This is a genomic window from Pseudomonas sp. H3(2019) (assembly GCF_007713465.1).
Lineage (GTDB): Bacteria > Pseudomonadota > Gammaproteobacteria > Pseudomonadales > Pseudomonadaceae > Aquipseudomonas.
Window position 1 is genome coordinate 40,489 of record NZ_VMSG01000002.1, and the last position, 23,726, is coordinate 64,214.

General features: G+C 60.2%; 21 protein-coding genes and 2 pseudogenes. 8 read left to right on the top strand and 15 right to left on the bottom strand.

Annotated elements, in window-relative coordinates; translation table 11 throughout:
* The first annotated feature begins 19 nt into the window (after positions 1-19).
* The gene (locus tag FPT12_RS02625) at positions 20-1,132 is read left to right on the top strand and encodes an efflux RND transporter periplasmic adaptor subunit (RefSeq protein WP_145014513.1); all 1,113 of its coding nucleotides are present in this window, start codon (positions 20-22) and stop codon (positions 1,130-1,132) included.
* The gene (locus FPT12_RS02630) at positions 1,129-4,227 is read left to right on the top strand and encodes an efflux RND transporter permease subunit (protein WP_145014514.1); all 3,099 of its coding nucleotides are present in this window, start codon (positions 1,129-1,131) and stop codon (positions 4,225-4,227) included. Before FPT12_RS02625 ends, FPT12_RS02630 begins: the two co-directional genes overlap by 4 nt.
* 95 nt (positions 4,228-4,322) lie before the next feature.
* On the opposite strand, the gene FPT12_RS02635 is transcribed toward FPT12_RS02630, so the two are convergent.
* Positions 4,323-5,018 (bottom strand): tRNA (adenine(22)-N(1))-methyltransferase TrmK, encoded by a 696-nt coding sequence (locus tag FPT12_RS02635; RefSeq protein WP_306108830.1) that lies wholly within the window; start codon positions 5,016-5,018, stop codon positions 4,323-4,325.
* A gap of 209 nt (positions 5,019-5,227) precedes the next feature.
* Between FPT12_RS02635 and FPT12_RS02640 the strand changes: the two genes are divergently transcribed.
* Entirely contained in the window at positions 5,228-5,527 is a 300-nt protein-coding gene (locus tag FPT12_RS02640) for a hypothetical protein (protein WP_145014516.1), read from the top strand.
* 40 nt (positions 5,528-5,567) lie between these two features.
* Positions 5,568-5,747, top strand: a pseudogene (locus FPT12_RS02645) (DUF1810 family protein); the annotation flags it as partial.
* A 161-nt stretch (positions 5,748-5,908) separates the two neighbouring features.
* On the opposite strand, the gene FPT12_RS02650 reads toward FPT12_RS02645, so the two are convergent.
* The 8 genes from FPT12_RS02650 to FPT12_RS02685 all read right to left on the bottom strand — a co-directional run bounded on the left by FPT12_RS02650 (position 5,909) and on the right by FPT12_RS02685 (position 13,036).
* Positions 5,909-6,877, bottom strand: a complete 969-nt coding sequence (locus tag FPT12_RS02650; RefSeq protein ID WP_145014517.1) for a fatty acid desaturase family protein — start codon at positions 6,875-6,877, stop codon at positions 5,909-5,911.
* Positions 6,864-7,487, bottom strand: a complete 624-nt coding sequence (locus FPT12_RS02655; RefSeq protein ID WP_145014518.1) for a phosphatase PAP2 family protein — start codon at positions 7,485-7,487, stop codon at positions 6,864-6,866. Before FPT12_RS02655 ends, FPT12_RS02650 begins: the two co-directional genes overlap by 14 nt.
* 50 nt (positions 7,488-7,537) lie before the next feature.
* Complete coding sequence (locus FPT12_RS02660) at positions 7,538-8,641, bottom strand: hypothetical protein (protein WP_145014519.1); 1,104 nt, start codon at positions 8,639-8,641, stop codon at positions 7,538-7,540.
* The gene (locus FPT12_RS02665) at positions 8,638-9,372 is read right to left on the bottom strand and encodes a diiron oxygenase (RefSeq protein WP_145014520.1); all 735 of its coding nucleotides are present in this window, start codon (positions 9,370-9,372) and stop codon (positions 8,638-8,640) included. The genes FPT12_RS02660 and FPT12_RS02665 overlap by 4 nt, the downstream gene beginning before the upstream one ends.
* Positions 9,369-10,403 carry a hypothetical protein gene (locus FPT12_RS02670; RefSeq protein ID WP_145014521.1) on the bottom strand — a complete coding sequence of 345 codons (1,035 nt, stop codon included), beginning with the start codon at positions 10,401-10,403 and terminating at the stop codon, positions 9,369-9,371. Before FPT12_RS02670 ends, FPT12_RS02665 begins: the two co-directional genes overlap by 4 nt.
* Before the next feature lie 53 nt (positions 10,404-10,456).
* The gene (locus FPT12_RS02675; RefSeq protein WP_145014522.1) at positions 10,457-11,518 is read right to left on the bottom strand and encodes a glycosyltransferase family 2 protein; all 1,062 of its coding nucleotides are present in this window, start codon (positions 11,516-11,518) and stop codon (positions 10,457-10,459) included.
* A gap of 426 nt (positions 11,519-11,944) precedes the next feature.
* Complete coding sequence (locus FPT12_RS02680) at positions 11,945-12,295, bottom strand: hypothetical protein (RefSeq protein ID WP_145014523.1); 351 nt, start codon at positions 12,293-12,295, stop codon at positions 11,945-11,947.
* Between the two features lie 132 nt (positions 12,296-12,427).
* Positions 12,428-13,036 (bottom strand): hypothetical protein, encoded by a 609-nt coding sequence (locus tag FPT12_RS02685; protein WP_145014524.1) that lies wholly within the window; start codon positions 13,034-13,036, stop codon positions 12,428-12,430.
* A gap of 737 nt (positions 13,037-13,773) precedes the next feature.
* Between FPT12_RS02685 and FPT12_RS02690 the strand changes: the two are divergent.
* Positions 13,774-14,019, top strand: a pseudogene (locus FPT12_RS02690) (DUF1810 family protein); the annotation flags it as partial.
* A gap of 43 nt (positions 14,020-14,062) precedes the next feature.
* On the opposite strand, the gene katG reads toward FPT12_RS02690, so the two are convergent.
* Entirely contained in the window at positions 14,063-16,297 is a 2,235-nt protein-coding gene (gene katG, locus FPT12_RS02695; RefSeq protein ID WP_178098584.1) for a catalase/peroxidase HPI, read from the bottom strand.
* Positions 16,298-16,653: 356 nt separating this feature from the next.
* Between katG and FPT12_RS02700 the strand changes: the two genes are divergently transcribed.
* Positions 16,654-17,316, top strand: a complete 663-nt coding sequence (locus tag FPT12_RS02700) for a hypothetical protein (protein ID WP_145014526.1) — start codon at positions 16,654-16,656, stop codon at positions 17,314-17,316.
* A 6-nt stretch (positions 17,317-17,322) separates the two neighbouring features.
* Here the strand turns inward: FPT12_RS02700 and FPT12_RS02705 are convergent, their stop codons facing one another.
* Positions 17,323-17,898, bottom strand: a complete 576-nt coding sequence (locus FPT12_RS02705; protein WP_145014527.1) for an antibiotic biosynthesis monooxygenase — start codon at positions 17,896-17,898, stop codon at positions 17,323-17,325.
* A gap of 77 nt (positions 17,899-17,975) precedes the next feature.
* Positions 17,976-18,620, bottom strand: a complete 645-nt coding sequence (locus FPT12_RS02710; protein ID WP_054597057.1) for a hydrolase — start codon at positions 18,618-18,620, stop codon at positions 17,976-17,978.
* A gap of 176 nt (positions 18,621-18,796) precedes the next feature.
* Here FPT12_RS02710 and FPT12_RS02715 point away from each other — a divergent pair, with 176 nt between their 5' ends.
* A complete protein-coding gene (locus FPT12_RS02715; protein ID WP_145014528.1) occupies positions 18,797-19,690 on the top strand; it encodes a LysR family transcriptional regulator in 894 nt (297 codons plus the stop codon).
* 30 nt (positions 19,691-19,720) lie between these two features.
* On the opposite strand, the gene FPT12_RS02720 is transcribed toward FPT12_RS02715, so the two are convergent.
* Positions 19,721-20,335 carry a DJ-1/PfpI family protein gene (locus tag FPT12_RS02720; RefSeq protein ID WP_145014529.1) on the bottom strand — a complete coding sequence of 205 codons (615 nt, stop codon included), beginning with the start codon at positions 20,333-20,335 and terminating at the stop codon, positions 19,721-19,723.
* A 112-nt stretch (positions 20,336-20,447) separates the two neighbouring features.
* On the opposite strand from FPT12_RS02720, the gene FPT12_RS02725 reads away from it, so the two are divergent.
* Complete coding sequence (locus FPT12_RS02725; RefSeq protein ID WP_145014530.1) at positions 20,448-21,782, top strand: PLP-dependent aminotransferase family protein; 1,335 nt, start codon at positions 20,448-20,450, stop codon at positions 21,780-21,782.
* A 306-nt stretch (positions 21,783-22,088) separates the two neighbouring features.
* Here FPT12_RS02725 and FPT12_RS02730 read toward each other — a convergent pair whose 3' ends face one another.
* Together FPT12_RS02730 and FPT12_RS02735 are read right to left on the bottom strand one after the other, a co-directional pair.
* Complete coding sequence (locus FPT12_RS02730; protein WP_145014531.1) at positions 22,089-22,577, bottom strand: GNAT family N-acetyltransferase; 489 nt, start codon at positions 22,575-22,577, stop codon at positions 22,089-22,091.
* A gap of 260 nt (positions 22,578-22,837) precedes the next feature.
* Positions 22,838-23,470 carry a VOC family protein gene (locus FPT12_RS02735; RefSeq protein WP_145014532.1) on the bottom strand — a complete coding sequence of 211 codons (633 nt, stop codon included), beginning with the start codon at positions 23,468-23,470 and terminating at the stop codon, positions 22,838-22,840.
* Between the last annotated feature and the right edge of the window lie 256 nt (positions 23,471-23,726).

The following is a 23,726-nucleotide window of genomic DNA, read 5'->3' on the forward strand; positions in this document are numbered from 1 at the left end:
TTCTCAAAGAGGAACCGCCTTGAAGAACTCCCTTACTGCGGCCGGCGCCCTGGCCGTAGCCGTCATGCTGTCCGCCTGTAGCCCGGACCGTCCCGCCGTGCAGGCACCACGGCCGGTGCGCACCGTTGAAATCAACTATGACAATGCCCGCGAAGTCAGTCGCTACGTGGGCACCGTACAGTCGCGGCATGAAGTCGACCAGGCCTTCCGCGTCGGTGGCAAGGTCGCCCAGCGCAAGGTCGATGTAGGCCAGTTTGTGCACGAAGGCGACATACTGGCGGTGCTGGAGGACAGCGACTACCGCCTCGCTGAGGAAGCGTCGCAGCAGCAGTGGACGGTTGCCGTCGAGCAGACGCACCAGGCCGACTCGGACCGCCAGCGCTTGAGCGCGCTGAAGGTTGACGGCTCGGTCAGTGCGGCCGACGACGAGCGTGCCCATACCAATGCCCAGACCGCACATGCGAACGCCGAGGCCGAAGCGCGAAAGCTTGAACTCGCGCGCAACCGGCTCAAGTACACCGTGCTGCGCGCGTCTCGAAGCGGCGTCGTCACGGCTGTGCGCTTTGAGGCGGGGCAAATCGTGGCAGAGGGTCAACCGGTTGTTTCGGTGGCGAATCCGGATGAATCCGAAATTGTCGTCGATGTACCCGAGGATCAGTTGTCCGTCTTCAAGGAGGCGCGGTTCAAGGCCTCGCTGGCCAGCGCGCCAAACGAGACCTTCGATGTCACGCTGCGCGAGCTGTCGCCACAGGCTGCGGCGCAGACGCGCACCTATCGCGCGCGGCTCAAGCCGGTGAAGGCGCTGCCACTGGGCGCCACCGCCACGGTAATGGCCGAGCGCAAGATGACCAATGTCTCGGTGGCAGCAGTACCCGCCACGGCACTGACGCAAATCGGCGGTCAGCCGGCGCTGTGGGTGGTCACGCCCGCGGGCAAGGATCCGGTCGGCACCGTCGAACTGGAGCGTGTCGCCGTTTGGGGCTACCGCAACGACGAGGTGCTCGTCTCCGGGCCGCAGGCCGGCGTGTTGATCGTCACCGCCGGGGTCCAGAAGATGACATCCGGACTCAAGGTCGCCCTCCCCGGCGCGGCGATCGTTGACGCGAATACCACGCAGCAGGCCGCCCGATGAACAACTTCAACCTCACCGACTGGGCGCTGCGTCATCGCGCCATCGTCCTGTTCATGCTGATCATCGTAGCAGTGGCCGGCGTCTTCAGTTTCACCCGGCTCGGTCAGCTTGAGGATCCGAGCTTTTCCGTGCCCTCCATGACCGCGATCGTCATCTGGCCGGGCGCAACCGCCCAACAGATGCAGGACCAGGTCCTCAATCGCATGGAGAAGAAGTTCGAGCAGATCGACAACTTCGAGAAGGTGGTCACCTACGCGCGGCAAGGCTACGCGGGCATGACGCTGACCGTGCGCGGCGGCACCTCCAAGGCCGACCAGCGCGAGGCCTGGTACCAGGCGCGCAAGAAACTCAACGACCTGAGCCGTGAGCTGCCTGACGGCGTGATCGGCCCGATCGTCAACGACGAGTACGGCGACGTGTATGGCCTGATGTACGCAGTCAAGGGCGACGGTGTCGGTCACGCCGAGCTGTCGGACGCGGCCGAGGACATCAAGCGCAGCCTGCTGAAAGTGCCGATGGTCAAGAAGATCGATGTCATCGGCAAGCAGGCCAAGCGTATCTACGTCGAGTTCTCGCACGAACGCCTGGCAGCGCTGGGCATTACACCGCTGGCCATCGCCGAAAGCCTGAAGAGCCAGAACGCCCTGTTGCCCGCTGGTCAGATCGACACCAACGGCGACCGCGTCATGGTGCGCGTGAGCGGCCAGTTCGCCAGCGAAGACGCTATCCGCAATGTGCCCATCACTGCGGGTGGGCGGCTGATCAAGCTCGGCGACATCGCGACCGTCTCACGCGGCTTTGAGGATCCGCCAACCTACACGGTCCGCCACAATGGCCAGCCGGTGCTGATGCTTGGCATCACGATGACCAACGACGGCAATATCGTAGACCTCGGCAAGGCGATGGAGACAGCGGTCGACAAGATCCAGTCCGAGCTGCCGCACGGCGTGGAACTGGAGCGCGTGGCCGACCAGCCCTCCACGGTGAAGGACGCGATCTGGGACTTCGAGCGGTCACTGATGGAGGCGCTGATCATCGTGATCGCGGTGAGCCTGGCCAGTCTCGGTTGGCGCACAGGCCTTGTGGTCGCGACCTCGGTGCCGCTGGTGTTGGGTGGCGTGGCGCTGGTGATGTTGGCGATGGGCTGGAACCTCGAGCGCATCTCGCTCGGTTCGCTGATCATCGCACTCGGGCTGTTGGTCGATGACGCAATCATCGCTATCGAAATGATGGTGGTGAAGATGGAGGCCGGCATGGACCGCGTGAAGGCGGCCGCCTTCTCCTACCAGTCCACCGCCATGCCGCGACTGACCGGCGCACTGATCACTGTTGTGGGCTTCTTGCCTATCGGCCTCTCGAAATCCACCACCGGCGAGTACGCGGGTGGCATTTTCTGGATCGTCGGCGCCGCAGTGCTGTTCTCGTGGATCTGCTCGGGTATCTTCACGCCGTACCTGGCGGTCAAGATGCTGCCCAAGGATTTCGGCAAGCACCAGCATGCCGGCGATCCGTATGACTCGAAGTTCTACCGTAAGCTGCGCGGCCTGATCGACACCGCCATCGAGCGCCGCTGGGTGGTCATCGGCGCAACGTTTGGCGCCCTGGCGCTGGCTCTGGCCGGCATGAAGTTTGTGCCGCAGCAGTTCTTCCCCAACAGTTCGCGCCCTGAGCTGGTCGTCGACCTGCGCATGAAAGAAGGTTCGTCCTTCGCGGCGACCACCGAGCAGGTGAAGCGGATGGAGGCGCAGCTGTCGAAGGATGAAGAGGTCAAGTACTTCACCGCCTACACCGGCGCCGGTGCGCCGCGCTTCTATCTCTCGCTCAACCCCGAACTGCCGAATCCGGGCTTTGCCCAGTTCGTCGTGATGACCAAGGATCTGGAGGCGCGCGAGCGAGTGCGTGCGCGGCTGATGGCCGCCGCCGACCAGCAGTTCCCGCAGGCGTGGGTGCGCGTAACCCGGCTTGAGCTGGGGCCGCCCGTCGGTTACCCGGTGCAGTTCCGCGTCGTCGGCCCCGATACCCAGGTGGTGCGCAAGATCGCCCGCGATGTAGAGAAGGTGGTCGCGTCCAACTCGAAGGTGCGCGACCTCCAGCTCGACTGGAACGACCCGGTTCGCACACTAAAAGTGCAGCTTGATCAGGACAAGGCAAGCGCGCTGGGCCTCACCCCGGCCGACGTGTCGCTGGCAACCCAGACCGTGATGAACGGCGCAACCTTGTCGCAACTGCGTGAGCACGAGGACCTGATCGACATCGTCGCCCGTGCCGTGCCTGAGGAGCGCTTGAACCTCGACACACTGAAAGACATCAACCTGTACACACGCCAGGGCACGGTAGTGCCGTTGTCGCAAGTTGCACAAGTGCATTCTGAGCTGGAAGAACCGGTACTGTGGCGCCGCAACCGCGACATGGCGATCACGGTGCGTGCCGACGTGAAGGATGGCGAGCAAGGTGTATCGGTGACGCAGGAAATCCAGCCGTTGCTCAAGGACATCGAAGCCAAACTGCCGACGGGCTACCGCATCGACGTGGGCGGCGCGGTGGAAGAAAGTGACAAGGCCAACAAGGCGCTGCTCGCCGTGGCCCCGCTGATGCTGATCACCATCCTGTTGCTGCTGATGCTGCAACTGCAGAACTTTTCCCGCATGTGGATGGTAATGCTGACTGCACCGCTGGGCCTGATCGGTGTGGTGCCGGCGCTGTTGGTGTTCCAGTCGCCGCTGGGCTTCGTCGCAATCCTGGGCATCATCGCGCTGGGTGGCATGATCATGCGCAACTCGGTGATCCTGATCGACCAGGTGCAAACCGAAATCGCTGAAGGGCGCGCCCCGTGGAATGCCGTGCTGGACGCCGCCATTCACCGGGCCCGTCCGGTGATGCTGACGGCGCTGGCCACCGTGCTCGCAATGATCCCGCTCACCCGAAGTGTGTTCTGGGGACCTATGGCCATTGCAATCATGGGCGGCCTTACCGTGGCGACGCTACTGACGATCTTCTTCGTTCCGGCGCTGTACGCCGCATGGTTCAAGGTGGGTCGTCAGACGGTCGCTGGTACCCAACTGATGAAGGGGGAGGCCGCGCTCGCTTCTGAGTGATGAGTGCCGTGGTGTTGTGCTCCCGGCCTCATCACTATCAGGAAAAGTCGCCTTGCCTGATCGCCGCTCGGCGACTTTTCGCCCTCCCCCCGGGCTCAAGCCAGCAGGTCGCTGATCCACCGTACCTGCCGGGCGATGCCCTGCACCTTCTCCTCGGGCATGGCCTGCCGCGCCCGGGCGAAGTTGCTCAGGGTCTTCTGTTTCTCGCGCAGCATGCGCTGCCACTTGGCCAGGAACACCGGACTGCGTGCCTGCATCTGCAGCGGGCCGAAGTACAGCTCCTCGGCCGTGTACATCACCGACCCGGCGCGTTCGGCGACGATGATTTCGTAGTCGAAGCGGTTTTCCCGCAGCACTTCCTCGCAGAGGATGCGGTAACCATTTTCCATCAGCCATTGGCGCAGCGGCTGCTCGCCGCCGTTGGGTTGCAGGATCAGGCGCTCCTGCCCGCTCAGGCGCGCCTTGCCGCTGTCGAGAATGTCGCGGATCGTCTCGCCGCCCATGCCGCAGATGCTGATCGCCGTGATCCCGTCTCCCGGCTCGATCGCCGCCAGGCCGTTGGCCAGGCGCACGCTGATCCGCTGGTCCAGGCCGTTCTCGCGCACGGTGCGTTCGGCCGAGCAAAACGGCGTCAATGCCACCTCGCCAGCCACCGCCGCCGCGATAGCGCCACGGCGCATCAACGCCACCGGCAGGTAGCCGTGATCCGAGCCGATATCGGCCAGGCGCGCACCTGCTGGCACATGCCCCGCCACGCGTTCCAGACGCATGGACAATGTCTGTTCGTTCAACTGCTGCCCCTTTTCACCACGAACGTCCGGCACCTTTGGCTGGATCGGGGCGCGATTCTGTCGGGCAACGCCGTGCATTTCAACTTTATGCGACCAACCTCCCTGACAAGCAACGTGCAACGCAGGCATCATCATGAAAAAGGCAGTGCAGAACACCGTCTAATCTGAATAGAACACGACCGCACTCTTGATACGGGGGAAATGGGATGATGACCGGAATAACAGCGCGCCAATGCTCGTCATGGGCCCTGCTCTCCCTGCTTGCCATCAACCTGGCGCTGACAGCCGGATGCTCAAGCAAAACTGCCGCGCACCGCTATTCGACCTCAAGCACAGCCTCGAACTGCTACGCCAAAGCGCTACCCGCTGCCGGCGAAGGCGGCTTGGCCTGGGGCTCCACTTTGGGCATGGCTCGGCAAAAATCCCTGGATAATTGCAAGCGCTATGCCAGCCGATCCGGTGGCACGCCAAGCACCTGCCAAGTGGTGTCGGCGGAGTGCAAAAAGTAATAGCGCGTTTGCAGTGTTTGCCAATTGAGGGAGTACAAGCATGCAAGATCCCTTCAATCTTCTTCGCTTCGTCGAGGCCCAGCACCCGGTTTTTAGCCGAGCCATGGAAGAGTTGCGTGCCGGGCGCAAGACCAGTCACTGGATGTGGTTCATCTTCCCGCAACTGCAGGGCCTCGGGCACAGCGAGATGGCCCGGCGCTTTGCCATTTCTGGTACTGACTTTCAGCCGACAAAAAACGTAAACACCTATCACAACTACTTGATTAAATTAAACAACCCCCAACGCAAACCACCAAAAAGTTAATAACCACTATGATTTACACAGCATATTTACATGCCAAACTCCTCTAACAGGTCAGATATGCCGGAGTTGGCGGTGTCTCACATTAATTCCGGTGATTTGCGCGCTGGGTAGCTGATGTCCCGCACCACCCCGATATAGCCGTTGTAGAGATTGTCGGCAGGCAGCAACTGCCGGGCCGCCAATTGCTCATGCACGCTGCGCAGGTGGTAGAACGGCATGCGCACATAGAGGTGGTGCTCGATGTGGTAGTGGATGGCATGCGGGCCGAACACAAAGGTCTGCCAGTTCGCGCGGACAATGCTGCGGGCATTCTGGCTCTGGTCTTCGCTGGCGGGCATGCCGGCGTGCTCCATGATTGCCCGCACTCGGCCCATCAGCGGCAGCAGGGTAATCGCCGGCAGCAGCCACAACCCCGGGTAAAGCCAGGGATGCCCGCTCCAGCTCAGCAGGCCGAACAGCAATCCGTTGCTGATCACCATCGACAAGACCTCCCCAAGGACCTGCCCATGGGATTTATCGACCTTGGGCATGATCGCGCGGTAGTCGCCCCGGGCGAACTTGAAGATGCTGATGAAGTAGCCCACCCCACACAAATCCGCCAGTAGCCGTGTGGCCAACTTACCCCGGGGCAGCGGGTAGTCCCCCAGGCCAAAGACCCCGACCACTGGGTCGTCATGCGTCATGGGTTGGCGATGATGCTTCAGGTGACCGCCACGGTAGGTTTGCAGCGACAGGAACAGTGGGCCCGCGGCACACCATTGCCCGATCAAGTCATTCAGTTTCTGCCGGCGCAGCAGTAAGCCATGGGCGCTCTCATGCATGATCACCGCCAGCGCCAACTGGCTGCGGGCAATGATCAGTGCCGCCAACAGGTAGATCACGGGATGTGGCCAAAGCGCGGCACAGGCGAAGGCGGAGGCGATCAAGCCCCAGTCGGCCAGCAGCGCCAGCAGGCTGATCCAGGGTTTGAGGGCAAACAGCTCGGCGTCGGGGGCAAAGGCCTTCAACGCCCGGTTGTCACCGGCGCGAGATCTAGGCTGGGGCACGGGCGCTGCTTCCTTGTGTTTGGGTGGCAAGGGCACAGACCAGGGCCAGCAGCACGCCGCCTGCGACATCGATCAGCGTGTGTTGTTTGAGGGTCAGCGTCGACAGGCAGATAAGCAGGCCGGTGCCGCCGACCAACCACCGATAGCGAACGCACCAGAGCGCCCGACAGGCCAGACAGGTCACCGCCACATGCAGGCTTGGGCAGCCATTGGACGCCTGGTCCAGCTGCCACAGCCGGCTCAGTCGCTGGTGCAGAAAGGCGTTGTCGATCAAGCCGATATCCGGCCTGGGAATGAATTCGGGAAACAGCCAGAAGCACACGATCGCCACTCCAAAGGCGATCCCGGTGGCGCTCTTGAAGGCCCTGAAAGCGTTGGCGCTGGCGTAGGCCGCCGCCAGTAGCACAAAAGGAAAGAACAGCACATACACCCACCACGATTGCGCAATGAACGGGATCAGTTGATCCAGCGGAGTGACCCAGTTGTAGCGCGGCGTAATCAGGCGCTGCAGGCCAATAAAAATACTCAGGCCCAGCAGCAGCCCCAGGAACGCAACCAGCGCCTGCCGATAATTGGGGCCCGGGATCAGGTGCTGCAAGGGCTTGCCCATGGCGGCTCGCTTATAGAGTGGAGAATGAATGACGGCGCACGGCAGCGCACTCACAGGCTGAGCAAGCGGCTGACCCAGGCATCGATCCGCGCCTGGGCGCGCTGCCTGCCTGTCGCACCTGCTGCAGCTGACGGCTCAGCCGCGGCCGCGTCTGTCAGTTGTGCCGCTGCCTGGGCCACCTGGCGCCGAAAATCGGCGGCGTCGCCGCGCCAGGTCACCACCCGGTGCAGCAACTGCAGCTGGGCGGCGCGCGCAGCATTGGTGGCCTGTTCGGGCTGGTCGCTGAGGACCAGGATAATCGGTCGCTGATAGACCCGGGCGATCGACAGTGCGGCCATGCCCGGCGCGGATACCATCAATCGCGCCTGCGCCGCGCGACTGGCCCAGAGCGGGTCAACCCCGAGCCAGCCACTGCGCCCGGCGTAGCCCTCACCCACCAGGTGCGCGCCCAGGCCGGCATCAGCCAAGCCCGCGCTCAAGGCATCGGCCAGGGCGGGCTCGCTGAAATGCGGGTTGAGGTACACCGCCGCACCATCGGCGGGTAGCTCCGGCAACGCAGCGGCGGGGGCCACTGGTGTCGGCAAGCGATACAGGTCCGGGGCCTTGGCATCATCGATCTCATAGGCAAAATCATGTTCGATGCAGGCACGCGCCGCGCCAATCTGGCGGCCGACGATCCAGCCGAACAGCCGTCCGAACTGGCGCGGCCACATGCCGTCAAAATTGTTGATCAGCGCGACCTTGAGGCTCGCCCCGTACACATGCACGACCTTGCGTCGCCAACCGGGCAGCATGCCCATGTACAGCAACGCCGGGTGGAAGGAATCGTTGATCAGCAGATCCGCGCTGCGCAGCCAGCGCCGCAGGCGCAGGATATCGTGCAGCATCCGTCCCGGGCGAAACAGGTAATGCGCGACATTGCGATTGGTCGCCTGGCGCAGCATGTTCTGCTCGCTATCGAACTGCACTGCATAGTGCTGCGAAAGAAGCGTGGCCTCGATGCCGAAGCGCCGGAGAAAGTCCTGCCCTTGTTCCGAGGTGGTCAGCACCTGGACCTGCGCCCCGGCCTCATGCAGCGCATGCACCAGCAACTGCGCGCGCATCAAGTGGCCACGAGCATCGGCGGTGGCGAGGTAAAGAATCCTTGAACTCATCGAGTACCGCCGCGTACACCGCCCAGCACCGAGCCGGCGACGTACATCGCCAGTGCCCCGGTGACGCCAAAACTGGATTCGACGGTGCGAATGTCCTTCAGCAACAGCTCCAGGTGCGCCCATTCATGGGGCGCCACGATGCGCCGCAGCGTGTTTTCGCACAAGCGTACGTGGGCTTTCTCGTCGGCCAGGACACGTGACAACAGCGGATACAGCCCATGCTCGGTGCCTATGACCGCGCAGTGACGGCTCAACACGCGTTCGGCCATCTGCTCGGCGCACAGCCCGGTCGCGTAGGCAGGCACCAGCAGGCCGTGCTCGAAATGCGCCGCGTAGCGATGCGCCAGGCGTTGCCAGCGCAGGATCTTGCGTCGGCTGAGCCAGTCTGGTTCCAGGCGCGTTGTGCCATCATCGCCGACACGGCGCAACGCTTCGACAAACAGCGTCACGTGCCGGCGCTCGTCGGCCAGATGCTGTTCGACCTGGCGTTCGAGCCAGGGCGGCGACTGCGGCAGCAACTCTTCCAGCAGCGTACGTTCGGTCGCGTCTTCGCCGGCCAGGTACATGCGCAACAGCAGCCGTTCCCCGCGCAGGGTGCGGTGCAGGCGAAGCAGCGCGGCACGCTTGATGCGATCCACCAGGCGCGCTTGCACTGCACCCAGGCCCTGGGCCTTGGGCGTGCTCAGGCAGTTGACGTCCGCCGCGCTTGCGCTGTGGTCGAACACACTCATTGCACGGGCTGCGCGGCAGCGTCGCTGACAGCGGATGCCGGCGCGGCTTGCGAGCTACGGTGCCAGGCCAGGATCAGGCCGATAAAGCTGTCGCGCATAAAGGCGGATGCGCAAGCGTTGGCCGCCGGGAAAGCTTCCTCACGGCCGTTGTAACGCAGGTAACCCTTGCCGTTGATTGCGCCCAGTTCCAGGGTGTCGCGTTTGTTCAGGCCACGCTGGCGAACGTCCTTGAGCAGCGGGCTGTCCTCAAGCCCAAACACAAACAGCTGGCGTTGTACCACCCACATCGGGATCTGGCCGCTCAGGGCCTGCAGGTTGAGGTTCCAGGTCCCCTGGGCCAGCAACTGATCCAGTTTGACAGTCTCTGGTTGCCCCGAGGTAAAGCTGGCGCGCAGCAGTGCCTTGGAGACACGGCCAACGCCAAGGGCTATGGTGATGTCGTCGGCGCTAGGGTTCTGCGCATCGCTGGGGCGTACCACCACGAAGTAGCTGGCCACCCGCGCGGCAATGGACGGCTGCGCCAAGACGTTGCGCGCCTGCTCGGCAGTGAACAGCACACGCTCGCTGGCGCCTTCGCTGACGCTGATCTGATAAGGGTCAAGGACGATGTCACTGAACTTGCCGCGCACCGGCGAATGCACATAGGTCTCGGACTTCCACACCTTGCCCGAGCGCCGCAGCAGCACATGCAAGCTCAGGGGCACGCGCTGGCCATCGGCGGCGAGGCCGCTGCCGTGCAGCAGCACGTCGCCGATCACGGTTTTGCTGTCGTGAAAGGCGTCGGCGCCAATCACAATGGCGTGGGATTGCGGGTCGACGCTGGCATGGGCGTCCGCCACATCCAGGGCGATGCGGTTGCAGTTGCGCTCAACGCTGCCCGTGGCGACTTCGGCGCAGCCGCTGGCCGAGGCGAAGTGAAACACTCCGCGGCCGCTGAATTCGGACAACTCGGCGTTGGCCTGGCCGCTTAGAGCCAGCAAGGCCAGGCACGCCATGGAGTAGCCGAATGAGGCAATCGAACATGTTTTCATGGGGACCTCCTGTGGGCACGCAACCTGCGTTCGACGATACGGCGCGACGCGGATCAATCCAGGTTACGGTGATAAGACAGCGCTTCACTGTGAAGGGCGCTCGCACGACCAGCACTGATACCCAAGCCACGGACCAACGCGCCCGCGGTGTCGAGCAACGACATGCCGATGACGATGGCCGTCGCCCCAAGGCGCCGTACCCCGCGCAGGGGCGGCAGGTCCTGATGGTTGAGGGCGCGCAAGCTGTAGCCCAATCGCCCGACCATCACGCACAAAGGGCCGATCGGCCCGCTGCGCCCGAGCCATTGCAGCCAGCCCGGCATATAGGCACGTACCAGATACGGCGTAAGGTCGACACTGTCGCCGCCCCTGAGCCAGCGCAACTTGACCACTTCACCATGGCTGTCGGGCAATCGATGCTCGGTATGCGCGCCCGGCGCATAGGCAACCGCCACGCCCGCGGCTTGCAGGCGCAGACCCATGACCTGGCAATGGGCACGATAAACGCCATTCAGCGGCTCGTATCGGTACTGCTCGAAAGTGTCACAGCGAAAGGCCGCGTTGTTGGCATAGAAGTTACGCGTGGCGCCGTTACGCAAGGGGCTGGGGAAGTACATGAAGTCGATGGCGGTCAGTGCACTGCCGGTGATGCTCGGCGCATAGCTGGTGCGCCCGGCGACCGCGACTGGCGCGTCGGACTGGGCAAAGGGCACCAGCAACTGCTCCAGCCATTGGGCACAGGGGATGCAATCGGCATCGGCAAAGACCACGTACTTGCAACGTGCTTGGTCGACACCGTCGAAGCCGACGTTCTTGGCATCGTAGTAGCCGGTGAGCGCGTCGATTTCGACGAAGTCCAGCGCCCGGCCGGCCAGTGTACAAAGCGCTTGGCGCGCCTGCAGATCGAGGCCGTCGTGGGTGACGACCCATTGAGCCAAAGACTGCGGCGAGACACTCTGCTGGGCAAGCCTGGCGATCAGGCGCTTGAGGCTGCCCAAGGCTTCCAGCGCATCGTTGCCGCCGCGCAGATTGTTGGTTTCCAGCACCAGCGCGGTTTGGGTAGTAATCCTCTCCAGGCACTTGAGCCTGTCATCGCGGTGCGACAGCAGCGACATCCGGGCTATCATTTCTTGGCTATCCATTTCGGCGTATATCTGAAAAGGCAGGACTGCTTGCCGGACTTGACGGGCGGCTCGGGGGTGTCACGAGCCGCAGTAGCTGCTGTGTTGTTCTCATAATGTACTCATGACAGGGTATCGCCAAGCAAGCATCAGACGCTGCAAGGGTATCAACCAGTGAAAAAAATCAAAGTTGATTTTTGACAACTAAAGATACTCAAAAAGATCTTTGGTTGATGGTATCAAAATAACGATAAAGGTTCTAACCGTGAAAATATCGCCCATTTACGCCAAGTCTTTGACCAAATGCGCCAGCGATACCTGCATTTAATGAGATGGTCAGCCCGCCGAGGACCACGGGGGGAGTCTAAACTTGTCGGGGCGTTCTCTTCACCCAAGGTGGGATATCGATACCCAGAAGCATCATGGTATGTAACCCTCATACCGAGGGTGTTTGCTGCCGATCGATTTAAGGGGCTGTGTCTGGTGATCGACCCAACGGTTGGCACCGACCCCCTCCTCGCCCAGCGCTTGTAAGGCTTTCGCGAGAAGGACCTGGGTTTCCTGACGATGCCGACGAATGGCCTGCTCTCGGACCACATCACCTTTGATGCACACATGCTCATCACAATTGAGGCAATCTCGATAAAGCTGACACGGCAGCATGGAAAAATCGTGCAGGCAATACCCCAAATCCGTTGTATGGGCGGTCATGATTTCCAGCGTCGCAAACTGATCCCGTGCAATCAAACTACTCGGTGGAATACTCGCCACGTGACCTACTGACTTTTCCGGATCACCTAAAGCGGACCTGGCTAGCGCCAATACATCCCTATCGGATTGGTGGTCTTAGCACTTGTTTTGTCCGAGCTTGGCTCGACCGCTCCATTTGGCGATGTCGAGTTGCTATAATCCGCCCATCTGCGCCACGGTATTTAAAAAATGGCGAAATTGATGCGTCGTGATTTGCATTGGACTGCCGTCTAGCTCACAGCAACCGAAGCGATCGAAAATACTGTGGGTAGTGCGTGTACCAGATAATTGATTCTGAATATAACCGGTATCTGGCAAGACGATCACCCCACGGTACGTTCCCCACGCCTCGGCTAACTCATTCAGGCGCGTCAAGCAAAGCACTTCACTGTATTTCAGGTTGTTCTTCTGGTCCGCCAGCGGAAAGTTGGCTGGCAGCATCGAAATGATCACTCGTTCAATGTCCGCGAACAGAAACCTCGGGGCATTTTTCTGCTGCGGGTCATAAGGGATGTGTTCCTCGATCCCATGCTTCCTGCACCATCCCGCCCCACGCTGGGTGTGATTGCTATTGGGGGGTGGGCCGGTAAAAACAATCGCACTCACCTGGTCCGAGCTAATTAACTTCTGCCCCCGGAGCACCTCCAACTCCACGGGTAAATACATCGCATCAGGATGCTGCTCGTACCACCGTGCCACTTCTCGCGCTGGCGTGGAAATAGTCCTGAGCTTACTCACCGCCTCTCCAGCAACACTGGCCATGGATTGCACCACACATTTGTTCAGTTAAGCCCTCGCGAGGTGTAACATTGGAAAAGCGTTGCACTGAAGGAATGCGAGCCTTTATGGCTGTAGACACCAGTTCCCGGAGTTTTTCCAGCCCAGTGAAGTGTGGATTTCCGACCCCAGCTTTTAGTAACTGATCGGTCGCAATCCAGTCAAGGTATCGGGCAATGTATAAGAGCCGTATGGCAATAGTGGCGGGATGAATTTTCTGCGAACTAGAGTCACTGATAGAACATGGCCATACAAATATCCCATCCCTGGATCGTTTTCTATCGCCCGCTGCGATTGGCAATTTACACGCCCCAACGATAGCTTCTATGTCTCCTACCGTTAAAAAATGACCATCGCGCAAACGGGCGCACAAATCTATCTTTAGTTCACCAATAACAATGAACAGCAGCATAAGCGACCGAAGCGCCTAATGAAGTGTGCTCGTTGACAAATTAGCCGTTCGTAACTCTGTCAGTACCCAAAGTGTGGTTCTGTGCACGGGCATACCGTCTTGCCCAAGGCAAAGTACGGGGAAACGCTAACCATTGTCGAACCGCATGAGCTTGATTCTGTAAGGGTTCATTGTTTACACACTCACAAGGTAAACAATAATAAACCCTAGACTAAAATCCCTCTTTACGCAAAAAACCACACTACCTGCTTGTTCCTATTATATTTTTCCGACAAATATTTACGCTTAAGAAGAAGTCAGCCTATCTGCCGAAGCCCGGGCCTATCTGCTGCATGATGTGTTGGGGCCACGGCTGGAGGAAAACGTCAGTACCCTCCTGCAACACCGCGACAAGAGTGCGCCGGCCATCCTCGGCCACCCCGAAGACTTGAAGTTGCACTCCTGCCTCACGCTATTCGCCAGTATCAAGCCCGAACAGCCCCTGTTCCGGTTGGCCCTCGATCAGTTTTTCGGCGGCGAGCCAGACGCCAAGACCCTGTACCTTCTTGAGGAATAAGGTCGAGGTGGCCCACTCCAAGACCCTGGGCCCAACACTCGTGTTACCTGAGCTCGAAGCGGTCGAGATTCATCACCTTGGTCCAGGCTGCCACGAAGTCTTTCACGAACTTCTCCTGCGCGTCGGCACTTGCATAGACTTCGGCCAAGGCCCGCAGTTGCGAGTTTGAGCCGAAGACGAGATCGACACGAGTGCCTGTCCATTTGAGGTCGCCGGTTTTGCGATCGCGTCCTTCAAACTCTTCATTGGCGTCCGAGACTGGCTTCCATTCCACGCCCATGTCGAGCAGGTTGGTGAAGAAGTCATTGGTCAACGCTTCAGCTCGCTTCGTGAAGACCCCGTGCGGGGTTTGTCCGACGTTGGTGTTCAACACGCGCAGGCCGCCAATGAGCACCGTCATTTCTGGCGCGGTGAGTGTCAGCAGTTGCGCCTTGTCGATCAGTAACGCCTCGGCCGGTACGTGATATCGGGTCTTGAGGTAATTGCGGAAGCCATCGGCGATGGGTTCGAGAAACCCGAAAGACTCCACATCCGTCTGCTCTTGGCTCGCGTCCATCCGCCCCGGAGTGAACGGTACCGTGACGGTGTGACCGGCATTTTTCGCCGCCTGTTCGACACCTGCGCTACCGGCCAGCACGATCAAGTCCGCCAGCGAGATCTTTTTGCCGCCTGTCTGCGCGCTGTTGAACTCACTCTGGATTTTCTCGAGGGCCGCCAGCACATTTGCCAATTGCCCAGGCTGGTTGGCCGGCCAGTCCTTCTGCGGGGCCAGGCGCAGGCGCCCACCGTTGGCGCCACCACGTTTGTCGGAGCCTCGGAAGGTGGAAGCCGCCGCCCAGGCAGTTGATACAAGCTGCGAGACTGTCAGGCCACAGGACTGGAGCTTGCTCTTGAGTGAGGCGATGTCGCTGTCGTTGACCAGGGCATGGTCGACCGTTGGAACAGGGTCTTGCCAAATGAGCTCTTCGCTCGGCGTTTCCGGGCCCAGGTAGCGCGAGAGCGGCCCCATGTCGCGGTGGATCAGCTTGAACCAGGCGCGGGCGAACGCGTCATCCAACTGATCCGGGTTTGCCAGGAAGCGCCGTGAAATCGGTTCATAGATCGGGTCGAATCGCAGGGACAGGTCCGTGGTCAGCATGGTCGGATTACGCCGTTTGGACGGGTCGTGAGCATCCGGAATGATGCCCGCGCCAGCGCCGCCTTTCGCCGTCCACTGGTTCGCACCGGCCGGGCTCTTGGTCAGTTCCCACTCGAAACCGAACAGGTTCTCCAGGTAGTTGTTGCTCCACTTCGTGGGTGTCGTGGTCCAGGTCACTTCCAGGCCGCTGGCGATGGTGTCGCCACCTTTGCCGGTGCCAAAGCTGCTCTTCCAGCCCAGGCCCTGCTGTTCGAGGCCAGCGGCTTCGGGGTCGGGGCCCACATTGGTTACAGGCCCGGCGCCGTGGGTCTTGCCGAAGGCGTGGCCGCCGGCGATCAGTGCCACGGTTTCTTCGTCATTCATCGCCATGCGAGCGAACGTTTCACGGATATCCACCGCAGCAGCGACCGGGTCCGGGTTGCCCTCCGGGCCTTCCGGGTTGACGTAGATCAGGCCCATTTGCACCGCAGCGAGCGGTTTCTCCAGCTTGCGCTCCTGGACAGTAGGGCTCTCATCTTTGCCATAGCGCACGTCGCCCCCCAGCCAGGTTTTTTCGGAGCCCCAGTAGACGTCCTCATCCGGTCCCCAGACGTCCGGACGGCCTCCGGAAAAACCAAAGGTCTTGAAGCCCATGGATTCCAGCGCGACGTTGCCGGTGAGGACGATCAGGTCGGCCCAGGAGATGTTACGACCATACTTTTGCTTGATCGGCCAGAGCAGTCGACGTGCCTTGTCGAGGCTGACGTTATCCGGCCAACTGTTGAGCGGCGCGAAGCGTTGCTGACCGGAGCCGGCACCACCGCGCCCGTCACCGGTGCGGTAGGTGCCTGCGGCGTGCCAGGCCATGCGAATAAAGAACGGACCATAGTGTCCGAAGTCCGCAGGCCACCAGTCTTGCGAATCGGTCATCAGTGCATGCAGGTCTTTCTTGAGCGCCTTAAAATCCAGCTTTTTGAACGCTTCGGCGTAGTTGAAGCCCTCGTCCATGGGGTCGGACAGGGACGAGTGCTGGTGCAGGACCTTCAGATTGAGTTGGTTCGGCCACCAGTCGCGGTTCGACGAGCCACCGCCCGCGGCGGCGTGATTGAACGGGCATTTCGATTCAGTTGCCATGTGTGAGCTACCTTTGGTCGTGTTCATCCGGCTATCCGGCCCCGCGTGGGCGCAATAGCGACGAGCGAAATCAATGACATAAGCTGCTGGGCCAACAATTCGATCAATTAATCGTCGTGGTCACACGGGCAATCCGGATAGCGGCAATCGAGTTACCAGCACGGTGGCCCACGGCAAGCCTAGTACGCTTCTGACTTATTCGTATCTCTTATCAGGTCTCAACCGGCCAGTTTTCACCAGCGCTCCGTTAAGGTTAGCCCCCTATAAAGCACTCAGCTAATAGGTGGCGTATCAGATCCTGATAGGCCTAGTCTTTTACCTGACACCCAAGGAAGGAATAGACCTGATACGCGACGCACGCCTGTGCGGGAGAGGACCAGAGCATGAATAAGTGCCGGCGCTGCACGGCCGTCCACGAAGCTGGCCACGCCCTGGCCTTTTGGTGGAATGGTCAGTTCATAGAGCGCGTCACTGTGCGTACCAGGACAGAAGCCTGCACCGGCCCAATGATTGATCTGCGCGGCAACCCGCAAAACGTAGAGGGGTTGGTTGAGGCCGATTACCTGGTCCCGCACCCATCCTTCGACGCGCCCGGGATTGCTGAATACCTGCCTTCTATGGTCGATTCCATTGAGCGCGACCTTCTCGATTGCTTCGCCGGCCCGGTGGCCGAAGCAGTCTACAAGCGCACCAGATCGGACAAATTCATCTGGGGCAGCGGCAGGGGCGACCGGTGCCGGGGTTACGAATTGATAAGTTTGCTGCCTGTACGAAAGCTGCTCGACGCCGAGTCCCAGGCAATCGCCCGCTCCTTATGTCTGGTGCGTCACTACTGGCCCGCTGTCACCGCTGTCGCGGATCTTCTACAAGAGCACGGCACGGCTAGCGGGGAAGCTATAACAGCGCTGCTGTGCGAAGTCACCGGAGAGTCACCTACGCGGCTCTCTAATGACCTGGCAACCCTCGATATGCGATGCAATCGGCGGTGGACTGCAGCCCACTCGAAGCTACTTTTCAGCAAGGGCCACCTACCGCTTGTTCGATGACCTTGCTCACGAGCCGGGCTGCGACTGCAGCCACTTTCCAAACAGACGCGTCACCCGAGGCATGAACACGTAGACCACCAACAGCACAATGCTGGCCGTGATCAGCACATTGCCTTGCACATAGCCGCCCAGCCAGGGCACCCAGCCAAACAATGGTTTGAACAGCATCGGCACCAGAAAGCTCAGGGGCAGGATGACCAAAAAGGTCACGCAGGCCTGCTTCCAGCGCGGTGGGGTCGGCGCAGCCGCATCAGTCGGAGTAAACCAGAACTCACGGTCGGCATTGACCTCGGTCTGGTCGCCATCGGCAAGCAATGGCTGCGCCTCTTCCACCAGCTTGCGGCGATCCTCGGAGTCGAGCCAATGCTGCAATTGTTCAGTCGTGGCGAAACGCAGCACGCTGGTGAACTGGGCCAGCCCCTGACTTTGTCCGCGCATCACATCAATGCCCAGATGCCCTGGATACGTGCGCGCCATGGCGATGGTGCGACGCAACCAGTTTTCGTACGCCTCATCCCCGCCCTGTTTAACCCGATGGCGTACCAACAGTGTGACCACGCCTTCCGACAATTCGATGTTCATGACTGACTCTCCGAGCATGCCGCTGGCAGTGACGGCGCAGCGGACTGCGCCGTTGAGCAACGGTATTTTTCCGAGGTTTACTTGACCTGACGTTGCGGTGCCTTGTGCACCATGGTGTAGGCGTAATCCACGCCCATGCCGTAGGCACCACTGTGCTCGCGCACCAGATCCATCACTGCATCGTAAGTCTCTTTGTGTGCCCAGTCGCGCTGGTACTCGAGCAACACTTGCTGCCAGGTCACCGGCACCGCACCGGCCTGGATCATCCGCTGCACCGACATGTCGTGCGCTTCTTTGGTTGTTCCGCCCGATGCGTCGGTGACGATGTACACCTCGTAACCTTCAGCCAGCGCTTCCAGAGCCGGAAAGTTCAAGCACACTTCAGTCCAGAGCGCGGCCATGATCAGCTTTTTGCGGCCGGTGGCCTTCACCGCTTCTACCAGTTTTTTATCTTCCCAGGAGTTCATCGAGGTGCGCTCGATGGGCTGATGATCGGGAAACACACTGAGCAATTCCGGCCAGATGTAGCCGCTGAAGCTTTCGGTTTCGACCGACGTCAAAATGGTCGGCACGTTGAAGATCTTCGCGGCTTTGGCCAGTGCAACGGTGTTGTTCTTCAGGGTTTGACGGTCGATCGATTGCACGCCGAAGGACATCTGCGGCTGGTGGTCGATCAGGATCAGCGCGGAGTTGGTTGGGTTGAGCAATTCACGAATAGACATGGCGTGTTCCTTTTGATGTCGCTGTTCTGGAGGGTTGAGTTATTCAGGCTGCAAGGCACGGTGCTTGGTCTCGTTGGAGGTGGTGTGCTACCGGCTTGGAACCTAATGTAGTTTCTGGATAAAACCGAAACAATTACCTAAAATGCATAATCATTATTTCCAAAATAGGGACAGTCTTGGACCGGATCGAATGCATGCGTGCTTTTGTCGCCACCGTCGGAGCAAACGGCTTCGCCGCCGCAGCCCGAGCGATGGATGTGCCACGCTCAAAAGTCAGCAAACAGATTCAGGCGCTGGAAGAGGCCATCGGTGTGCAGTTGCTGCAGCGCACGACGCGCAGCCTGCACCTGACCGAGGCCGGCGCGGAGTACTACGAAGCGGCCCGTGAAGTGATCGCGTCCGTGGACGAAGCCGAGCAACGTGCGCGTAACGGCATTGGTGAGCTACGCGGCGTGCTGCGGGTCAACGCGCCGATGTCGTTCGGTCTGCGGCGGCTCGGGCCATTGATCCCGTTGTTTCATGAGCAGCATCCGAACATTGAGCTGCAACTGGTCCTGAGCGACCAGCAGGTCGACCCGGTACGCGGTGGCTTCGATGTGACCATCCGCATCGCGAGCCTGCCGGACTCCTCCCTGGTGGCCCGACTGTTGGCGCCTGCTCCGCGGATCATGGTCGCCTCCCCGGCCTATCTTCAGCGCGCGGGTACACCGCAATCGCCAAAGGACCTGAGTGCACACCAATGCCTGAATTATGGTTATCTGCAAAGCGGCGTCAGCCTGCAACTGAGCAACGGCACCGAGACGCAGCGCGTGCACGTCACCGGTCCTCTGCATGCCAACAATGGCGACCTGCTGGCCCAGGCCGCAGAAGCCGGCATGGGGATCGCCTTGCTGCCGAGTTTCATTGTCGAAGAGGCTTTGGCGGCCGGCAGGCTGGTAGCCGTGTTGTGCGAATGGCAGGCCCCGCCGATCACCATCAACGCGGTCTACTCGTCTGCACGTCGGGTTCCGCAGAAGACTCGGGCGTTTATCGAGTTTTTGGTGACGCAGCTTGCGCAAAAGCCGAGTTGAGTCGGCGGTTTGATTCTCGCTGTAATCGCCTCAAGCAACCTGCCCATCGGGTAGGTACGCGGCGATATTGCGCATTGCGCGCTCAACGTACACTTCCTTTTCCCCGACCGGCGCGACGTAGTGCAGTGCGCTCTCCGCCGCTTCGATGCCTTCCAGGCGAGCAATGATCCAGGCCGCAAGATAGACCGAAGCGAGGCATCCTCCGGCGGTGGCGATGTTGCCTTTGGCGAAGAACGGCTGGTTGAGGATATCGATGCCAGCCGCCTGGACCCACGGTTTCGTCGTCAAGTCCGTGCAGGCTGGTACACCCTCCAGCAAGCCAAGCTTGGCCAGCACCAGCGTGCCGGAACATTGCGCGCCCAGGAGCTGCCTCGAGGGATCAAGTTGTAACTGCGCCATAAGGGCGGTGTCAGCCACGACTTCGCGAGTCTGCATGCCGCTCCCGACAATCACCGCATCGGCTTCGCTCGCCTCGCGAAGCGTTGCCTGGGATTCGATCACCACTCCGTTCATTGAACGAACACGGGCCGCTGGGCTGGCAATCGACACGCGCCATCCCGGCTTCTTGATGCAGTTAAGCACGCCGAGTGCGATCAGGGAGTCGAGTTCGTTGTAGCCTTCAAAGGTGAGAATGGCGATATGCATGGCTGGGTCTTCCCGCAGATTTGGCTGGCATCCGCCAGAAGGAGGCGGTTGTACAGGCGCAGGCTATGGCGAATAATTAGTACAATCAAATTATTGTAATGGATACATCTCCATGGCTCGCTCCCGGTATAAATCGTTGGTGGACGCGTTCGCTGCCGACATTCGCGCAGGACGCCTGTCACCTGGGACGCGCCTGCCCACGCACCGAGAGCTTGCGGCCAACGAAGGCCTCGCCTTAGCCACGGCGACCCGTGTCTACGCAGAGCTTGAAACAATGGGCCTGGTCAGCGGCGAAACCGGGAGAGGTACGTTTGTCCGGGAGACCTCGTTGCCATCAGGATTAGGCATCGATCAGCAAGCGGTCGCCACCGGTGTTCTGGACCTTAACTTCAACTACCCTTCTCTACCGGGCCAGGCAGAACTGCTGCGTAGCGCCTTACGCCAATTGGCGTCTTCCGGCGATCTGGAGGCATTGCTCCGCTATCAGCCCCATGGCGGGCGACAGCATGAGCGTGCGTCAGTTGCCCGGCATCTCCAGTGCCGAGGCTTGAGCGTCAGCGACGAGCACGTACTGATCGTCAACGGGGCTCAACACGGGTTGGCAGTGACTGTCATGGGGCTGCTGCGCCCAGGCGATGTTGTCGTGACGGATGCCTTGACCTATCCCGGTTTCAAAGTCCTCGCGGATACCCAGCGCCTGGAACTGGCCCCCCTCCCCGCTGCCGGTTGTGAACCTGATCTGGATGCCCTGGCTCGATTGTGCAAGAGCAGAAAGGTCCGCGCCGTATACACCATGCCAACCTTGCACAATCCACTGGGCTGGGTCGCAAGCGAAAGCTGGAGGCAACGCTTGGTGAGCATCGCCCGCGAGCATGACGTGCTGATCATCGAGGACGCCGCCTATGCGTTCCTCGCAGAGGACGCACCGCCTCCCTTGGCAGCGCTTGCACCGGAAAGAACCGTGTACGTGACAGGCCTTTCGAAAAATGTCGCCACCGGGTTGCGCGTCGGATTTGTCGCGGCACCCTCCGCCTGGGTACCCGCTATCGAGAGAGCCATACGCGCGACCATTTGGAACACGCCCGGGGTGATGACTTCAATCGCCTGTAACTGGCTCGACGACGGCACGGTCAATCGCCTGGAGCGCGAAAAGCGTCAGGACGCCGCAAAGCGACAGGCCATGGCCAGGGCCACGCTGACCGACTTGAAGTACATCGGCCATCCCTCCTCCTATTTTCTCTGGCTGCCTTTGGGAGAAGAGGTTCGCGCGGACCAGCTGGCGGTGGCGCTGATGCGCGAGCACGTTTCAGTGTCAACTGCGGAGCCCTTTGCGACATCTGCCCCTATTCCTCACGCGATCAGGCTTGCGCTCGGTTCTTTGGAACTGGATGCCCTGCAAATTGCCCTCGACACGGTGAAGCGTGTGGTTGACGCTCATTCTTATTGAGGTGGCCGAGCGTCGCTGAACGATGAGCAAGCAGGCCTTATAGCCACCGACGCACCTTTGCTTTTGCGTAAGTACCGGTACGCCGCACGCACCCAAATGCGCCAAGTCCGCTAAACGGCCCCAAGGGCATGCGCAACGTAAGCGGATGGCGAACACATCTTTACTTCGCCCTCACATCGTCCGGTAATCCCGCCTCTTGATCCCTAGGCCGCACAGCGCTGCCCATTCAGCACTGACGCACTTAAACCAAAGCAACCGACTGAATACCTGAAAGCAGCTGCATTAAGCGGGCTTTCAAGGTGAGCATTATGGTCGGGCTGCTCTTCTGCGGGCCATATGGATGAGTGCTGATCTACGACTATCCAGGGAAATTCGCTCTTCGACAGCAAAGGGTAAGAAGCCCAGTTTTGGATAAAGCAGCAAGCCTGCTGTATTTTCATTGAAGCACGAGATCTGCACCTCTGTGGCGTCATAGCGGTCGAACGCCAGAGCCGTCATCGTCTCCACGATGAAGGTCGCCACACCTTTACCTCGTGCCTCTTGGGCAACAATGACATTGCCGATACAGCAAACCCCACCCGTTTCAGCCCGATAAAAGTTAGCAAAGCCGACGACGCTGTTCTGGGTCTCGACAACCGTCGAGTCGAAACGTTGAGTAATAGCGTTAGACAGCTGAGCTTCAGTCAGAGGGTATTGAGCTTTCGGGAACATATAAAACAGTTCCCGAGCGTTCAGGGGAAAGCTACAGATAGTTCTGATGTCATCAGCCTTCACTGGCCTGTGTTGTAATATCATCGCGCGTCCTTGAGGTCTATGCATCCGGCATTCTAACTCACCTAGATTTGCTCAAATACCTTGCCTGGTTACCGCCCCCCCCATTGATGCGGCAGCAGATTTGCAATATCACACGCCCGCTGCGTCGGTAGGCGAGTGAGAACGTCCAACTGTTACCGCATCAGTGGGTGCCTTCCTGACGTACGCGAGGTGATTTAGGGGGGCTATTACCATTCAGCGCGAGTATCGATTACAACTAACCCTCGCGTGCGATATTTGCCCTATAAATTCCTGAGGCCACTTGGAGTTTCGATACAGGAAACCAAGCGTGACATCTCAATGCTGTCGCACCTATGAAGTCGAACTGGCCCGGAAAAATTTATGGCATCAAGCAGATGGCTAATCCTCTCTGGCGCAGGATGAAAGATATCGAGCATCTGCAATGAGCAGCCTTTATCTTCAAGCATCGTCGCAGGGTGCACCGGCTGTCCCCATTGAATCAGGCTGGGCGCGGCCCCCTCCAAAGGCAGTCTGCCGTCCGCTAAAATTGTAATATCCCAGCACAGTTCGCCTCGGCTCATCGGCTGCACTTGTCCGACGACCTCTGCGAACATCGGGCTAAGCGTTTTCAAGGTGTCGGTTTTAGCGACCCAATGGGCGAGCCGAGGAGACACGTTGTCTGGCAGACCGTCCAGGCCAAACCACCGAGGCCGATCCACAGGCAGGGCCGCTGGGTTAATAGCGATCACTTCTAGATAGAAATGTGTACCTAGCCGCAGCAGTTTGTTGTGGGTTCCCATAAGCGGATGGCAACCGCCTGGTTGAAGTTCCACGCCCAATCGCTGACTCACGAAGCGGTCACCCGCTTCCAACGTAGGCGCCACGATGACTAAATGATCCAGTGAAGTCTGCATAAGGGCTCCAATCGCTACAGGCGACGGTGTCAAAAACGCCGGACTGCTAGCCTCACCTCTCACCGTAGCGAGGTGTACTGACGGCCATTGGCGTCGAAGTTATCATCGGCCAGCCACCGCTCAATCAGGAGCTTGTTAGCTGGCCACTCTTCTGCAAACTGTGCATACCAAGCTGTATCGCGCCATCTACCTTTTATAATTTGAGCTTGACGCCAAGTGCCTTCAAAGGAAAATCCTAGTCGTAGCGCAGCGTTTC

What these genes read in the sequence shown, in the direction of transcription:
- katG (WP_178098584.1), bottom strand. Translation starts at nt 16,297, where the DNA reads ATGAACACGACCAAAGGTAGCTCACACATGGCAACTGAATCGAAATGC.
- FPT12_RS02675 (WP_145014522.1), bottom strand. Translation starts at nt 11,518, where the DNA reads ATGTCGCTGCTGTCGCACCGCGATGACAGGCTCAAGTGCCTGGAGAGG.
- FPT12_RS02655 (WP_145014518.1), bottom strand. Translation starts at nt 7,487, where the DNA reads ATGGGCAAGCCCTTGCAGCACCTGATCCCGGGCCCCAATTATCGGCAG.
- FPT12_RS02725 (WP_145014530.1), top strand. Translation starts at nt 20,448, where the DNA reads ATGGCTCGCTCCCGGTATAAATCGTTGGTGGACGCGTTCGCTGCCGAC.
- FPT12_RS02705 (WP_145014527.1), bottom strand. Translation starts at nt 17,898, where the DNA reads ATGAACATCGAATTGTCGGAAGGCGTGGTCACACTGTTGGTACGCCAT.
- FPT12_RS02665 (WP_145014520.1), bottom strand. Translation starts at nt 9,372, where the DNA reads ATGAGTGTGTTCGACCACAGCGCAAGCGCGGCGGACGTCAACTGCCTG.
- FPT12_RS02700 (WP_145014526.1), top strand. Translation starts at nt 16,654, where the DNA reads ATGAATAAGTGCCGGCGCTGCACGGCCGTCCACGAAGCTGGCCACGCC.
- FPT12_RS02720 (WP_145014529.1), bottom strand. Translation starts at nt 20,335, where the DNA reads ATGCATATCGCCATTCTCACCTTTGAAGGCTACAACGAACTCGACTCC.
- FPT12_RS02660 (WP_145014519.1), bottom strand. Translation starts at nt 8,641, where the DNA reads ATGAGTTCAAGGATTCTTTACCTCGCCACCGCCGATGCTCGTGGCCAC.
- FPT12_RS02630 (WP_145014514.1), top strand. Translation starts at nt 1,129, where the DNA reads ATGAACAACTTCAACCTCACCGACTGGGCGCTGCGTCATCGCGCCATC.
- FPT12_RS02730 (WP_145014531.1), bottom strand. Translation starts at nt 22,577, where the DNA reads ATGATATTACAACACAGGCCAGTGAAGGCTGATGACATCAGAACTATC.
- FPT12_RS02735 (WP_145014532.1), bottom strand. Translation starts at nt 23,470, where the DNA reads ATGCAGACTTCACTGGATCATTTAGTCATCGTGGCGCCTACGTTGGAA.
- FPT12_RS02685 (WP_145014524.1), bottom strand. Translation starts at nt 13,036, where the DNA reads ATGGCCAGTGTTGCTGGAGAGGCGGTGAGTAAGCTCAGGACTATTTCC.
- FPT12_RS02640 (WP_145014516.1), top strand. Translation starts at nt 5,228, where the DNA reads ATGACCGGAATAACAGCGCGCCAATGCTCGTCATGGGCCCTGCTCTCC.
- FPT12_RS02670 (WP_145014521.1), bottom strand. Translation starts at nt 10,403, where the DNA reads ATGAAAACATGTTCGATTGCCTCATTCGGCTACTCCATGGCGTGCCTG.
- FPT12_RS02710 (WP_054597057.1), bottom strand. Translation starts at nt 18,620, where the DNA reads ATGTCTATTCGTGAATTGCTCAACCCAACCAACTCCGCGCTGATCCTG.